The sequence below is a fragment of the Holdemania massiliensis AP2 genome (genome assembly GCF_000327285.1).
Lineage (GTDB): Bacteria > Bacillota_I > Bacilli_A > Erysipelotrichales > Erysipelotrichaceae > Holdemania > Holdemania massiliensis.
Genome location: NZ_HE998567.1, coordinates 1,379,649 through 1,393,440 on the forward strand (window position 1 = coordinate 1,379,649; position 13,792 = coordinate 1,393,440).

General features: G+C 48.6%; 15 protein-coding genes. 2 read left to right on the top strand and 13 right to left on the bottom strand.

What is annotated here, in order from left to right; translation table 11 throughout:
* Positions 1-26 precede the first annotated feature (26 nt).
* The 3 genes from BN162_RS06475 to BN162_RS06485 form a co-directional block, all read right to left on the bottom strand.
* Complete coding sequence (locus BN162_RS06475) at positions 27-623, bottom strand: recombinase family protein (RefSeq protein ID WP_020224277.1); 597 nt, start codon at positions 621-623, stop codon at positions 27-29.
* Between the two features lie 145 nt (positions 624-768).
* Entirely contained in the window at positions 769-2,097 is a 1,329-nt protein-coding gene (locus BN162_RS06480) for a TldD/PmbA family protein (protein WP_020224278.1), read from the bottom strand.
* On the bottom strand, positions 2,094-3,491 hold the full coding sequence (locus BN162_RS06485; RefSeq protein WP_020224279.1) for a TldD/PmbA family protein: 1,398 nt from the start codon (positions 3,489-3,491) through the stop codon (positions 2,094-2,096). Before BN162_RS06485 ends, BN162_RS06480 begins: the two co-directional genes overlap by 4 nt.
* A 103-nt stretch (positions 3,492-3,594) precedes the next feature.
* Here BN162_RS06485 and BN162_RS06490 point away from each other — a divergent pair, with 103 nt between their 5' ends.
* Positions 3,595-4,152 (top strand): HD domain-containing protein, encoded by a 558-nt coding sequence (locus BN162_RS06490; protein WP_051032510.1) that lies wholly within the window; start codon positions 3,595-3,597, stop codon positions 4,150-4,152.
* 144 nt (positions 4,153-4,296) lie between these two features.
* On the opposite strand, the gene BN162_RS06495 is transcribed toward BN162_RS06490, so the two are convergent.
* From BN162_RS06495 to BN162_RS06525, 7 genes are all read right to left on the bottom strand, one after another.
* Entirely contained in the window at positions 4,297-5,457 is a 1,161-nt protein-coding gene (locus BN162_RS06495) for an amidohydrolase family protein (RefSeq protein WP_020224281.1), read from the bottom strand.
* Positions 5,445-6,605, bottom strand: a complete 1,161-nt coding sequence (locus tag BN162_RS06500; RefSeq protein WP_020224282.1) for an amidohydrolase family protein — start codon at positions 6,603-6,605, stop codon at positions 5,445-5,447. Before BN162_RS06500 ends, BN162_RS06495 begins: the two co-directional genes overlap by 13 nt.
* A 229-nt stretch (positions 6,606-6,834) precedes the next feature.
* Positions 6,835-7,014, bottom strand: a complete 180-nt coding sequence (locus BN162_RS06505; RefSeq protein ID WP_020224283.1) for a hypothetical protein — start codon at positions 7,012-7,014, stop codon at positions 6,835-6,837.
* Between the two features lie 16 nt (positions 7,015-7,030).
* Positions 7,031-7,510 (bottom strand): DUF2178 domain-containing protein, encoded by a 480-nt coding sequence (locus BN162_RS17790; RefSeq protein WP_020224284.1) that lies wholly within the window; start codon positions 7,508-7,510, stop codon positions 7,031-7,033.
* A gap of 1 nt (position 7,511) precedes the next feature.
* Positions 7,512-7,712, bottom strand: coding sequence for a helix-turn-helix transcriptional regulator (locus BN162_RS06515; RefSeq protein ID WP_040451586.1), 201 nt, complete (start codon positions 7,710-7,712; stop codon positions 7,512-7,514).
* A 281-nt stretch (positions 7,713-7,993) separates the two neighbouring features.
* Positions 7,994-8,257: a hypothetical protein gene (locus BN162_RS06520; protein ID WP_020224286.1), complete on the bottom strand. Its 264-nt coding sequence runs from the start codon at positions 8,255-8,257 to the stop codon at positions 7,994-7,996.
* Positions 8,258-8,273: 16 nt separating this feature from the next.
* On the bottom strand, positions 8,274-9,905 hold the full coding sequence (locus BN162_RS06525; RefSeq protein ID WP_020224287.1) for a putative manganese-dependent inorganic diphosphatase: 1,632 nt from the start codon (positions 9,903-9,905) through the stop codon (positions 8,274-8,276).
* A 207-nt stretch (positions 9,906-10,112) separates the two neighbouring features.
* On the opposite strand from BN162_RS06525, the gene BN162_RS06530 reads away from it, so the two are divergent.
* Positions 10,113-10,865: an AzlC family ABC transporter permease gene (locus tag BN162_RS06530; RefSeq protein WP_040451588.1), complete on the top strand. Its 753-nt coding sequence runs from the start codon at positions 10,113-10,115 to the stop codon at positions 10,863-10,865.
* A gap of 138 nt (positions 10,866-11,003) precedes the next feature.
* Here BN162_RS06530 and BN162_RS06535 read toward each other — a convergent pair whose 3' ends face one another.
* From BN162_RS06535 to BN162_RS06545, 3 genes are all read right to left on the bottom strand, one after another.
* Entirely contained in the window at positions 11,004-12,380 is a 1,377-nt protein-coding gene (locus BN162_RS06535) for an MATE family efflux transporter (protein ID WP_020224289.1), read from the bottom strand.
* Entirely contained in the window at positions 12,377-13,003 is a 627-nt protein-coding gene (locus BN162_RS06540; RefSeq protein ID WP_020224290.1) for a TetR/AcrR family transcriptional regulator, read from the bottom strand. Before BN162_RS06540 ends, BN162_RS06535 begins: the two co-directional genes overlap by 4 nt.
* Positions 13,004-13,198: 195 nt before the next feature.
* A complete protein-coding gene (locus BN162_RS06545) occupies positions 13,199-13,678 on the bottom strand; it encodes a MarR family winged helix-turn-helix transcriptional regulator (protein WP_020224291.1) in 480 nt (159 codons plus the stop codon).
* Positions 13,679-13,792: the final 114 nt, after the last annotated feature.

A 13,792-nucleotide genomic window follows, 5' to 3' on the forward strand; every position in this document is an offset into this window, starting at 1 on the left:
TACTTTTTTAGATGACGAGCCGAAAACTAAGCTTGCCGCTTGCACCACCGCAAAAAGGTTTCGTGCGAAACGCCAAGCTGCGAGGCCGCCTGCCGTGATGAAATCTCTTGATTTTTCCACTGCTGACGTAGTTCATTGAATTGATCGGGAACCGGAATCTTCGGTCTTCCGAATTGAACACCTTTGCGTTTTGCGGCTTGAATTCCCTCTTTTTGCCGCTGCCGGATATTTTCACGTTCAGTCTGCGCGACATAGCTTAACAGCTGCAGCACCAGATCGGCAATCAAAGTGCCGGTGAGGTCTTTTCCTTCCCGCGTATCCAAAAGCGCCATGTCCAAAACCACAATGTCAATGCCTTTTTCTTTCGTCAGATGCCGCCACTGCTGAATAATTTCTTCATAGTTGCGGCCCAGGCGGTCAATGCTTTTAATTACAAGCAGATCGCCCTTTTTCATTTTGCGGATCAGCCGCCGGTAACGTGGGCGGTTAAAGTCTTTTCCACTTTGTTTCTCGATGACGATGTTCTTTTCAGGGACCGGGAATTCCAACATCGCAATCATCTGTCGATCTTCGTTTTGATCCTTCGTCGATACTCGTACGTAGCCATAGATTTGGCAAGTCATGATCTTTCCTCCTTTTTCCATTCTATATAAAACCCTATACAAAACGCAATTATACGCTAAAGGTAAAAATTTCCAGCACTTTTAGTAAAAATAAAAAACACAGATTTCTCTGTGTTTTCAATGAATGTAATAATTAATGGAGTAATTACTCGCCAGATATCGCCAAATTTTCTACATACAGCGAGCTGCAGCGCACACCGTTTAAATCCTGCCGGCCGTCATTGCCCACAGCCACGATCGAATTCATCATTTCCAAATAATTGGCAGCGATCGTAATTAAGTGAATCGGATAGGCAATTTGACCTTTTTCAATTTTAAACCCGCTGGCCTGCAATGAGAAATCTGTCGTCAGCGGATTCAATCCTGCATGCAGTCCCTGCAGATCAGTGATCAGCACGCCTTCCTCGATCTGAGCCATCATGGCGTCCAGGGATTGATCTCCCGGCTCGACAAGCAAATTCGTCGGTGAAATCTGAACCGGACTGCTGCAGCCATTTTTAAATCCATTGCCAGTCGAGGCTCGGTTCGCTTTCAGCGCACTTTTCCGATCATAAAGCGCTTCTTTAAACACGCCCTTTTCAACCAAGACTGTGCGTTGGGTCGGGACGCCTTCATCATCAAAGTCACAGCTGACAAAACCATCAGGAAGCTGCGGATCATCGACAATCGTGATCAACGGACTCATAACCGCCTGTCCCTGACGATCCTTCAATACCGAAAGGTCTTTCTGAATCTGTTCCGAACTGAACATCGACCACAGAGAACCCAGCAGATCTGTGGCGACATCATAACGCAGGATCGCCGGATAACGGCCGGAAGGAATCCGTACGGCAGAGAGCTTGGACACCGCCTCCTGTACCGCTTCTTCGACCAGCTCATCCGCATCCTGGGATGTCAGATCCTTGATGGAACGCCAGCTGAACCCATTTGTTTGTTCCTTGCCGTCCGACGCAATGACGCTCAGCGTGATCAGACCTAAAGTAGAACTGCGGGTTCCCTGTAATCCCTGGGTGTTGGCCAGAGTCGTCAGGGAAGCGACCTCTTGATAGCCGCAGGCAGATACCCGCTGAATTCGGGAATCTTTTTTCAAGGCGGCTGCTTCAATCTTTTTCATGAATTCAATTTTTTCCGATGCCGTATGCTTGGCCAGCGTCTTATCGCTGCGATCATCCGTCATCGGTGTCTGGCCCGGTGTAAACAGAACGGTATCCTCGGTTTCCAAAGCATCCGCCAGTTCACGACATTGTACTGCCAAGGCCTGCAGTGAAGCCTCGTCTGTTTTTTCGCTGTAAACACTGGCGCAGCGCCCCTTCCGGGTTCCCCGCAGCGAAAGTCCGCTTGAATCCGAGACGACAAACTGCCGTGACTGCTGATCAAGGATATCAAAGCGCAGTGTCTGAGTTTGACTTTGATAGACCTCAGCCTCTTCCAGGCCCTCTTCCCGGGCAAATTTCAAAAGTGTTTCTGCGATCATTTCAGTTTTCCTCCTTTGCCGCCGACGGTCATTGAACGGACACGGATTGTCGGCTGTCCCACATCGGTGGGAATGGAACCGCTCTTGGATCCGCACATCCCCTGTTCCCGTGAACCGTTATCTGCGATTTTATCAATTTTAAACAGGATTTCAGCTCCGTTGCCGATCAGTGTCGCACCTCTTACTGGTTCGGCAATCTGACCGCCGCGAATCATGTAGGCTTCCAGTACCGCAAAGTTGAAATCACCGGTAACCGGATTGACTGAACCGCCGCCTAAACGCTTCGCATACAGGCCCAGCGGGGTATCCGCAATGATTTCTTCCATCGTCGAGGTTCCATTTAACAAAAATGTGTTAGTCATCCGGGAAGTCGGCTCAAACGTGTAGTCCTGACGGCGCGAAGAACCGGTCGCTTCCATCCCCATCCGCCGAGCGTTCAGCGGATCGATTAGATAGCCCTTGAGGATCCCGTTTTCGATCAGCAGGTTCCGTCGGCATGGGTAACCCTCATCATCGATGTTATTGCTGCCCCAGGCGTGCGGAATCGTTCCGTCATCGACGGCGTTGACCAGCTCACTGGCGACTTTCTGCCCCAACTTACCGCAGAAGACTGAATTGCCGTAGGCGACACTGGTGGCTTCCAGCGAATGTCCGCAGGCTTCATGGAAGATGACGCCGCCGAAGCCATTGTCAATGACCACGGTCATTTCTCCGCTTGGACATTCATCGGCGTTCAGCATCACCTTGGCTGTGCGGGCAGCATCCTGAGCCATGGCTTCGATGTCGATTTGATCATAGAATTCATATCCGGCATGAGCGCCCGGCGCTTTCGCGGAGTTCTGCATCCGATCTCCCTCGACGGCTACCGCCTGCATGCGCATCCGTGTCCGCTGACGGTTGTCACGGACAAACTTACCTTCACTGGACGCGATGATGACGGTTTGATCTTCATCGGCAAGATTAACCATGGCTTTTTTAATCACAGGATCATAGCTTAAAAGGGCATCGTTGGCGCGCTGCATTAACTGGCGGCGCTGCTTTAGGGTCACGCTTTGAACCGGGATTTCCGGTGCATGCTGATCTGCGATTTCCTGCGGCTGAAGAAGCCGGCACTCCGCCTGCCGTTTGCGGCCGATGGACTCGGCCAGCTGATCGATCACCGCCATGATTTTTTCATCGTCCTGTTCGTTGGTATAGCCATAGACTGTGCGTAATCCGTCAAAAATCCGGATTGACAAACCCCAGCGTTCACCGCTGTTAGCCGCTTCAATTTTGCCGTTGAGCATGGAAACACTGCACGTCCATTTTTCCTCTTCAAACAATTCTGCGAAATCTCCGCCCCGAGCCAAAGCCCGATCGAGATATCGCTGTGCTTTTACCGTATCTAAAAACATAGTTTTCCCTTTCTTTTTCTGTTTTTCAGCAATTATTCACACAGGATAACTTGTTTTTCTGTGTGAACCTTGTTATTATGGGACTTGTAGTTTTTCAAAAGGAGTGATTTCATTGGAAAAACCCATTGGATCCCGTAAAAATTTCGCCGATTCCGAAGAAACGCTGGTCAGCGAATTCATGGAACTGGTTCAGGATATTCTGCATATTGACGACGTTCAGGAGCTGCGCGATTATGTTCAGCATTGCAAGACCACCCGTCTGCAGCATTGCGTTAACGTCGCTTATTATACCTTTTTAATCAGCCGCCGCTTGGAGCTGAATGTCCGCAGCGCTACGCGCGGGGCACTGCTTCACGACTTTTACCTGTATGACTGGAAAAACAACGAACAGCCGATCGAAGGCCGTCACAGCGTGGTTCATCCGCAGGTTGCCCTGGCCATGGCCAAACAGTATACGCAGGTCGATTCCATTATGGAAGACTGCATCCTCAATCACATGTGGCCGATGTCCCGGCAGCGTCCGCAGACGAAGGAAGGCTGGGTTGTCCAGGGCGTAGACAAGCTGTGCGCCGCGATGGAAATGGGAACCCAGTCCGTTCGCCGCGTCAGCCCGGTAAAGCTGAAGGCCCTGATGGTTTCCGCCATCGCTGCCCGTTATTAATTTCTGCCCTTTTTCTGTCAGGTTTAAAACATACATTCAGCACACCCTTGCGGTGTGTTTTTTTATGCCTTTGCAATCCGGTGGCTCTGTTTTCTTTTTAACAAGCAAAGGCTTACCACTGCGGCAAGCCTTTCCTGTTTGGGATTATGCTTGGTAGACAATCTTGCCGTCGATGATCGTGCAGAGATTTCTGGCTTCGGTATCCACTGCCGGCATGCCGTCAAAAATCAGCACATCGCCGTCTTTGCCGGCTTCCAGAGAGCCAATGCGATCGTCGCAGCCGATGATTTTGGCCGCGTTGATCGTAATCATATGCAAAGCCCGGATTTCATCCAGACCAGTGCGGACGGCCTCGCCAGCCTGGGTTATGATCATGTATGGAACAAAGCATGGGCCATCGGTCATGATGGCGCAGCAGACTCCGCGCCGATCCAGCTCCGCCAGACAGTCGATATCCACCTTGCAGCCTTCCCCGCCAAATAACGGAGCCCCTAACGGCCCGTAAATCACACCGCGGACATGCTTGCTGGAAGCAAGCTCGTCATAGAAATCACTGGAACCTAACGCATGATCCAGCGTCACATCAAAATCAAACTCCTCGGCCAGCTGCAAGAGCGACATCATATCATGCTGATAACAATGAACTTTGAGCGGAATTTTCTTCTCCAGCACCAACAGACCGTTTTCCAGCCCCTGATCGAACTTCGGCATTTTTTCCGGATCCGTTTGACCCTGAGCTTTTTTAGCCTGATAGTCTTTCACCTTTAGAAAGTAATCACGAAATAAATCCGCAACCCCTAAGCGCGACATCGGCATCGCTGTCCGCGGTCCGTAAACACCTTTGGGATTGACGCCCATTGCGGCTTTTAAAGCGATGGGATTGCGCAGTGTTCGGCTGGCCAGCGACGTTCCGGCGGATTTCACGGCACAGGCTAATCCGCAGATCACGTTGCCGCTGCCGGGGGTAATCGCGCTGGTTGTGATTCCGGCCTTCGCTGATTCCATAAATGAACGATCCAGCGGATTAATGCCGTCGTAAGCCTGAATTTCAGGTGTCTGCGGCTTGGTCAGCTCATTGAGATCCTGAGCGCCGGTGTCCGTATCAAAACCGCCGATATGGGAGTGGGCATCGACAATTCCCGGCATGACAATCCGGCCGGACGCGTCGATGACCTGAGCGGCTTCGGCTTCAATCGCCGCGGCGACTTTTACAATTTTGCCGTCATCGCCGATCAGCACATCAGCCTGTTCCAAAACACCCTGCGGCCCCATCGTCAGCACTTTCCCGTTTTTTATAAGAAGCATTTCATCGCATCTCCTTTCCGATACAAAATTTCACCGTTGGCGATCGTCATTTCGACTGCGCCCTTGTAGCTGGTGATCGGATTGGCACTCCACAGGACAAGATCGGCACGCTTGCCTTCTTCCAGCGAACCTGTCAGGTTTTCAATTCCCAACAGTTTGGCGGCATTGTAGGTCAGCATTGTCAGCACCGCCTCATCATCGTGGATCACTTTCTGCATTTCCAAAGCCGACCACAACAAATCCTCACGGCCGCCGAAACCATTGTCAGCGGCGCTGAAAGCCACCGTCGCTCCCTGTCGGGCCAGCTCGGCAATTCCGGCATAATCGGTATTGCGCGTATATTTATTAAACCCATTGGCCGGATTGGCGACGATCAGACCGCAGTGCTTCTCTGCCAGTTCGGACAACGTACCATCGACGCCAAACCCGCCGCAGAAAACCAAGTCCAGGTCATACTCAGCGGTTGCCCGCAAAACCGAACGAATCTCCGTCGGCGTATTGCAGCTGACAAACAACGGCATCCGCTTGTCAACGACCTGTTTTAAAGCTGCCAGTTTTTCATCTCGTTCTGTCTTTTCATCTTCTGGATTATAATTTTTGGCTGCCTCCAGCTTTTCCTTGAACATCGCAAAAATGCCCATTTTGGTCATTGGCGCCAGATTGCGGGATCCATACGCCTCTTTCACCGCTTCGGTTACCGAAGCTTTCATGCCTGTCTTTTCCTTGATCAGCATCTTCATCGGATTGACGCCATGAACGTCAAAAGCCGCCATCTGTCCGCCGAACACATTGTTGTTGGCCGGAGCGACGCCCACCGCCGTAATGCCGAAAGCATAGATCTGCTGCCGGGTAATGCCTCGGCCGTTAAAGGCATACTTGACATCCAGCTGCGGCGTGAAGACGTCGGAGCGTTCATCATTGTCATTGGCATTGCCGCGGATTTCCCGGCCTGGGCCTAAAATTCCCCAGTCGCTCAGCGGATCAATAAAGCCTGGAAACACCTGCATCCCTGCCGCATCGATCACCTCGGCTCCGCTGGCCTTTAGATGCTCACCGATTTGAACGATCTTGCCGTCTTCGATCAACAGATCCGTGTTTTTTACCTGTCCCCGGCCGTTATGGACACAGCCGTTTTTGATTAAAATCATCGAATTCATCATCCTTTCCCTGATGTTCATTATACTCATTTAACGCAGAGTCTTCCAGCGATTTCCGACAGAGAATGCACAAAGTCATCAAAACGAGAGAGTTGAGTCATTTTCAAGAAAAATACAAACTAAAAAAGGCTGATCCTGCGGCCAATGGATCAGACCCTTTTTTGATTTTCTGATGTCTGATGAAACAGGGCCAGGCTTCACCCTTAAGCATGGAGGCAGATCATCCCCGACAGCGGCGGTTTTCCACAATTCCCCATAACATCAAACCGATCGCAATCAATTCGATGAGAATGAATAATCCATGCGGCAGCTCCTCAACAAGACCATTCAGCATCAAAGCGAAAGCATTAAGGAATAATCCCAGCGTTAACGGCCAGGCTTGTTTTTGACGGCGGCACATAATCTCAGGCCTCCTTCTAAATCCGACGGCTGTAGTAGGTTTTACAGCCGATCATGACGACTAACAGCACCACCAGCACCGCTAACAGAGTAAAGAATACCGTGGAATTAAACATTCCGCTTAATAACAGCGCAAAATATTCCAATCCCATCATGATCATCAAGGTCGAAGCACTGGTCTTCATGCCGATCAAGGCCTGACGTTCGTCCTTTTCTTGAATTTTGCTTCGCTTCAGCTGTTCAGGATTTTTCAGCAGCTTCATTTTTTTATAGACGTCAAATGCACCAATGATGACTAAGCCTGTTCCTGTTCCCATATAAACTCCCTTTAAAAAAGAAGCAAATTCCAGTTCACCCGAAGGCTTCCACAGACTGGCGATCACAATCACGATGATCCCCAACATGACCCCCAGAATCGAAAGATTTCGGCGATTTTTTATCGTTTTCGTATACTCTGCATCGCTGAGCAGAGCCTGACTTAATGCTTTTGCCAACATTTCATTCATCCTCCTCAAATAAGAAAATATCCTCGATCATCAAGCCGAAATACCGGGCAATCTTGTGCGCCAAGGTCAGCGAAGCATTGTACTTCCCATTTTCCAGCGAGATGATGGTCTGACGGGTGACCTCGACCGCATCGGCCAGTTCACTTTGCGATAAGCGGCGCTGTTTGCGCAGCTCCTGAATTCGATTTTTCAATTTATCACGCTCCATAGTATAGCTAGCTTTACATTTATAGTATAGTCAGCTTTACACATTTTGTCAAGCGAACTTTACACTTTTTCTGCAACTGACTTTATGACCTTCCTTTTTGAGGATTAATCGTTGACATGCTTCCCTCAGCTCGCTGCAGTCTGCCGAAAAAACCAAACGCTGTCAAAGTCGGCGGATGCTTCTTCCGACTTTCTTTCGTCATGAAGAAGAGAACAGATATTGCCTTGATCGGCATTATAAAAAGGGCATTTCTGCCCTTTATCAGACTATTCCGGTTTTGAGGAATCTTCTTTTTTCTGCGTGTTCTCTTCCAAATGATTCAGCCGCCAGACCAGCGCACTGCCCAGAATCAGTCCGGCCAAGATCAGAAAGAACTTCCACAGAATAAACGGATTGGATCGGTCATGAATCATATAATCATCATACAAGGCGACATTAAAGCCCATATCCAGATAATTCACAAACAGCAGGATCAGAAATAAGACAACGATCGCGGATCCCAGCCAGCGTGTGACTGTTATTTTTTTCATAGGTTTACCGTTAGTCTTACATCTGTTTCAAAATGACAGACAGCTTCGGCATCAGCTGCTGCTTGCGGGAAATGATGTCATGATCATATCCTGAATGATCATCAAACTTCGTGTCGATGATTTCATTCATCACATAAGAGAGCGGTCCGCTGTAAACGAACATGGTTCCCTCCGCCATGATATGCGAGAACATCATGACCATCAGATCAAACTGCTTGGTTGTCTGTTCCTTTTCCAACTGCTCGCGGAAAGCCGGCAGGATTGCCTGAATGTCTTCAATATTTTTATAGTTGGTCTGCCCGATCGCTATCTTGTATTTTCCCATATCATAGGTTTTCAGGTCGCGGTTGAGAATCTGGGTCGGCGTCGACTCCTTAAGCGCCACCGAAGCGCTCAGCATTTCATCGGCATAGTGATCCAGATCTACTCCGGCAATTTCCGCCAGACCGTAAGCGATATCCTTATCCAGCTGCGTTGTCGTTGCGGATTTGAAATGCAATGTATCGGAGATAATCGCACTCATCATAATTCCAGCCATCTGAGCGGACGGCGTAATCCCGTTTTCCTTATACAGCTGCGCGATAATCGTACAGGTACAGCCGCAGCGCTGATTGCGGTAAAAGATCGGATACGAGGTTTCAATGTTGCCGATGTGATGGTGATCAATAATTTCTTCAATCTCGGCATCTTCAATGTTGTTGATCGCCTGATTCTTTGCGGAATGATCGACGAGAATAAACTTCTTGCGCCGATAATTCAGCAGATGATAGCGGGATACGGCGCCGACCGCTTTGCCTTCGATATCCAATACCGGATAGCTGCGGTAACGGGTATTCGCCATCTTCTTGGCGACATCATCCACATATTCATCATCCTGGAAGGTAATCGGATTGCGGCTCATCAGACTTTCCACCGGGAATGCCTCGTTGATGACCTTGGCCACCTTCATCGTGTCCCATGGTGTACGGATGACAGCACAGTCCTGTTTGCGCGCCAGCTCCAGATTGTCCGGGCTGATCTGTTCGTTGCATGTAATAATCATGCAGCGGGTTCCCATTTCCAGCAGTTGCCGTTGTTTGCGGTTGCCGTCTGAAAGGATCGTGATGGAATGCTTGAAGTTTTCTTCAAATTTTGTGCCGTCATTGAGCGTCACAATGAAAACTTTGCCGTTGGTCTTGAAGTTTTTAGGTTCGTAATCAATTTCACCGTTGATCGTTTTAGCCAGCGCTGATAACGATGCGGTTTTCATCAGTTTCTGCATCAGTTCATCGCTCATCATCCGCGGGGAAGCCAGATTGGAAGTGGAAACGATCCCGGTCAGTTTCTGCTGCTCATCCAGGACAAACAGTGACTTGTTGCGAGCCTTGAACAAGACGTCCCAAGCTTCTTTCAGTGAGGTTTTCGTTGAGATCAGCGTGGGTTCATCAATGTCAATGTCCCGCAGCTGAGAACGCGCATCTTTCAACAACAACGGATTCTCCAGACCGAAGCGTTTTAAAACATATTTGGTTTCTTCGTTGAGGGGGCCTAAGCGGCACGGAATCGCATGGACGCCCAGCCGCTGCTTGAGTTCAGCATAGGCCAAGGCAGAACAAATTGAATCGGTGTCCGGATTCTTATGACCGACGATATAAACATATTGCTGCATAAATTCACCCTATCATATTTTCTGCGCCGTTATCCAGAACGGCGGTCTTTCTTACAGCGTTATTATAGCATAAAGCCGTCCCTCGCCAACGGTCAATGCTCAATTTTTTACGATGAAAGCGCATTTTTTTGACTGGGACAGTTGACGAAAAAGCGCAGAAAACCTAGAATGAATGTTAAATCAAAACAGAGTTGGGGGATTTTTCAAGTGAGAAGCGAAAACAGTTTAGGATGGAAACAGGGGGCTCGGGATGGACTGCCGATTGCATTCGGATATTTATCCGTGTCGTTTACCTTCGGCATGGCTGCCGCGGCGGCCGGCTTGTCGGTCAGCGAAGCCGTGATGATTTCAGCGACAAATCTGACTTCTGCCGGTCAGTTTGCGGGCTTAACCTTGATTCAGGCTCAGGCTTCCTTCATGGAAATGGCGCTGACGACGCTGATCATTAATTTGCGGTATGCCTTAATGTCGCTGTCGCTGGCCCAAAAACTCGATCCTGCCTTATCCCGATGGCAGAAGGCGATCCTGGCCTTCGGCAATACCGATGAAATTTTCGCCGTTGCCGTCAGTCATCCCGTTGTCTATTTCCGGTATATGCTGGGGTTGATTTTGACGCCAATGGCTGGCTGGGTCGGGGGTACTTTTCTGGGCTGCGCCTTTAGTGCCTTGCTTCCAACGGCAATCCGCTCCGCATTTGCGGTTGCGATCTACGGAATGTTCATCGCGATTATCGCGCCGGTCGCCCGGCAGCTGAAATCGGTAGCCGTCGTTATTGGCATCGCTGTCATCCTAAGCGTAACCCTGCGGATATGTCCGTGGTTCAGCTGGATTTCTGAGGGCTTTTCAATCATTCTCTGCACGATCATCGCAGCCGCGTTAGGAGCATGGCTGTTTCCGGTTCAGGAAGCTGAATCCACAGTCATGCACGACTCATCATCAAACGGCCAAGTTGAAAATTGAATTTTACACGCAGATTAAAGAAAGAATAAAGCAAGCAAATTTTCAGTGCTGAATCAAAAATCATCTGACAATTAAGAACCGGCCGAATCCGAAAAACTTCAATATTGGGATCAGGCCGGTTTTTTTCGTGTTTTCAGATCAAGAAATGGACGCATGAAGCTGCATATTTTGACTGGCTATCCGCTTCATGGATTTTACTGACAAAACACAGATCAGCAAAGTAAGCAGATCCGCTGCTGGCTGGGCAAAATATATTCCATTAACCCCCAGCCAAGGCGGCAGGATGAGAATAAATGGTACATAGAACAAGCCTTGTCGAATCAGAGATAGAAACAAGCCGTATCGGCTGGACCCGATCGTCTGAAACGTAATCGTCATCATATAACACAGCCCGAATGCCGGATACAGTACAACCTGAGAAATCAGCAGTTTTGCACCATACTCAATCACCGCCGGATTGGAATTAAACAGTTGAATCAACGGTCTGGCACTGACAATATAAAGCGCGGCTACGATGATCGTCAACAACAGCGATGCCTTTAAGGCAAACTGCACGCACGCATGAAACCGATCTTCGTTCTTCGCACCAAAAGCATAGGATGCGACCGGCTGGTATCCCTGCATAAAACCCATGATCACATAACAGCCAATCAGCACTAAACGTTGAACCACACCATAGGCTGCAATAATCAAATCAGCATCTGCCATCGGTTTAGCCGCCATGTTGGTTAATGAAGTTGCAACTGCCAAACAGATCTGAATGACCGCCGTTGGAATTCCGATCAGGGTTACTGTTTTTATCAAATTCCAATTTGGTTTAAAGTATTGAGGATGGATTTTGATCAGTGATTTTCCACTGACATAAAAGATGATTAGGATCGCAAAAGTGACAAACTGAGAAACCGTCGTCGCCAGCGAAGCCCCGCCAACCCCCATTCCCAAGCCCCAGTCGAACATGAAAATTGGATCTAAAACAACATTGAGCACCGCTCCGGTAATGACCGCAATCGAGGAAATGCGCACGGATGATTCCGCTCTGGCGGCACAATTCAGACTCTGTGCCGGTAAATTTGCCAGCGCAGCGATGAACATCCAGAACGCATAATCCTTGGCCTGCGGCAGAACCGCGGAAGAAGCGCCAAACGATCGTAACAGCGGTTCCATGAAGAAGATTCCGCCAACACATAACAGAATACCGATCAGAATCGAGATTCCAATTATGGTAGTAACCGTAGTATTGGCCCCTTGCTTATCCGCTGCGCCTAATTGCCGGCCCGCCAGCACCGCAGCCCCGGCGGCAAAGATATTTTCTACGGACACCATGATCAGCAAGAGCGGCAGTGTCACACCAACGGCAGCCAGCGCGATATCAGAGTGTAGCATACCGATATATGCCGTATCTACGATGTTATAAACAGCCTTTGCCAGCAATGCGATTGTGGCCGGAACCGCGAGCTTTACAATCGCTTTTGATGGCTGCATAGCGCTTAAAATTGAACTCTGGGTCTGACTCATAAGCCTTTCCTTTCTGCGTCGACGACGCCGTACAGCAGAATTGCCAAGGCTCTTTGACAAAGCTGCTCACGTTCTTTTCCGTTTTCCGGATCGGTTTGACCTTGGCCTGCATATTGCGCATTGATGAAGTCCTGGGTCTGACGAAACAGATCAATCACTTCCTCACGAGAAAAATCCGGCCGCAGCGTAAGCTGGCCCAAAATCGTATCCAAGACCTCAATGTTATATCGATCAAATTCAACACGTACTTCAGCGATCGCTGAGCGCAGATGCGACGGAGCTGATAAAAGTGCCTCACAGAATAATCGAAGCTGATGCGGGTGTTGATCAAAATAATCCCAGCGTGCTGCAAAATATTGATCCAGCTGGGCCTGAACGCTGGCTTCAGCCTTTGATAAAGCAAGCTTTAGATAAGCAGTTAATCCATCAAAACAATCCTGAATGCACGTCAGATATAATTCATCTTTATCCTTAAAATAGTGATATAGAATTCCCTTTGAGATATCACCCTCCGCACAGATCACATTGATTGAGCTTAATCCGTAGCCCTTTTCCGCAAATTCCTTCGCTGCGCTCTCCAGTATCCGCTGACGGCTGATCTGATTTCTTTCTTCTCTTTTCATTCTAGCCTCCATAAAACAAACTATCTAGTCTGTTTTTCATAAACGATCCTACCACAAACAGACCAAGTGGTCAATCTTTAAGAAATAAAGATTGACAAATTTCCTTTTTTGTATACGCTATACTTTTTCTGTTTTACAGGCCGAACTGATTTAGTCTTTCAGCCACAATAAAACCGTGCGTTTTTGTGCACGGTTTTATTGTGAATCATTTTGATCTGTTAAATCAACATCAGCCAGGCGCTGAATATTCTGAATCAGCTGTTTATTGACTCGCTTATAAGTTTCCAGATCCGATTGAGATATCTCTTGTGTGATCCATTGGGAGAACTTTGCCCGGTTTTCCTGCAGCAGCTGAATAATCGGAGCCGCTTTGTCCGTTAACATCAGATGCACAATACGACGATCACGCTTATCCACTTCTCCACGAAGATATCCCTTTTGCGTTAATGAATCAACACTGCGGCAGATCAACCCCTTAGACACACCCAGTGTAACGGTCAACTCTTTAGCCGTATCCATCTGTGGATTATTGGACAAAAAAATCAATAAATTCATTTCATTTGGGGAAAAAGGCTCCTTGATGATCGCGCGGCAGCAGTATTTACTGTAAGCTTCACGATAACGAGCATACCATTGCAGCATTTCGCCCGCTTTTAAATCAGAAACTGAGATCATGATGTATCCTCCTTTACAGTCTGTTTTAACAGTGATTTCTTTTGATCAATTCTTTCAATGTCTGCCTTATTTCTTTTATTCTATGCTAAAATAAGTACAAATTCCAGTTTTGAA

Excerpts from the sequence above, each read along its gene's own strand:
- BN162_RS06535 (WP_020224289.1), bottom strand. The coding sequence starts at position 12,380 with ATGAGTCAGACCCAGAGTTCAATTTTAAGCGCTATGCAGCCATCAAAA.
- BN162_RS06495 (WP_020224281.1), bottom strand. The coding sequence starts at position 5,457 with ATGCTTCTTATAAAAAACGGGAAAGTGCTGACGATGGGGCCGCAGGGT.
- BN162_RS06505 (WP_020224283.1), bottom strand. The coding sequence starts at position 7,014 with ATGTGCCGCCGTCAAAAACAAGCCTGGCCGTTAACGCTGGGATTATTC.
- BN162_RS06500 (WP_020224282.1), bottom strand. The coding sequence starts at position 6,605 with ATGATTTTAATCAAAAACGGCTGTGTCCATAACGGCCGGGGACAGGTA.
- BN162_RS06480 (WP_020224278.1), bottom strand. The coding sequence starts at position 2,097 with ATGATCGCAGAAACACTTTTGAAATTTGCCCGGGAAGAGGGCCTGGAA.
- BN162_RS06485 (WP_020224279.1), bottom strand. The coding sequence starts at position 3,491 with ATGTTTTTAGATACGGTAAAAGCACAGCGATATCTCGATCGGGCTTTG.
- BN162_RS06545 (WP_020224291.1), bottom strand. The coding sequence starts at position 13,678 with ATGATCTCAGTTTCTGATTTAAAAGCGGGCGAAATGCTGCAATGGTAT.
- BN162_RS17790 (WP_020224284.1), bottom strand. The coding sequence starts at position 7,510 with ATGTTGGCAAAAGCATTAAGTCAGGCTCTGCTCAGCGATGCAGAGTAT.
- BN162_RS06540 (WP_020224290.1), bottom strand. The coding sequence starts at position 13,003 with ATGAAAAGAGAAGAAAGAAATCAGATCAGCCGTCAGCGGATACTGGAG.
- BN162_RS06475 (WP_020224277.1), bottom strand. The coding sequence starts at position 623 with ATGACTTGCCAAATCTATGGCTACGTACGAGTATCGACGAAGGATCAA.
- BN162_RS06520 (WP_020224286.1), bottom strand. The coding sequence starts at position 8,257 with ATGAAAAAAATAACAGTCACACGCTGGCTGGGATCCGCGATCGTTGTC.
- BN162_RS06525 (WP_020224287.1), bottom strand. The coding sequence starts at position 9,905 with ATGCAGCAATATGTTTATATCGTCGGTCATAAGAATCCGGACACCGAT.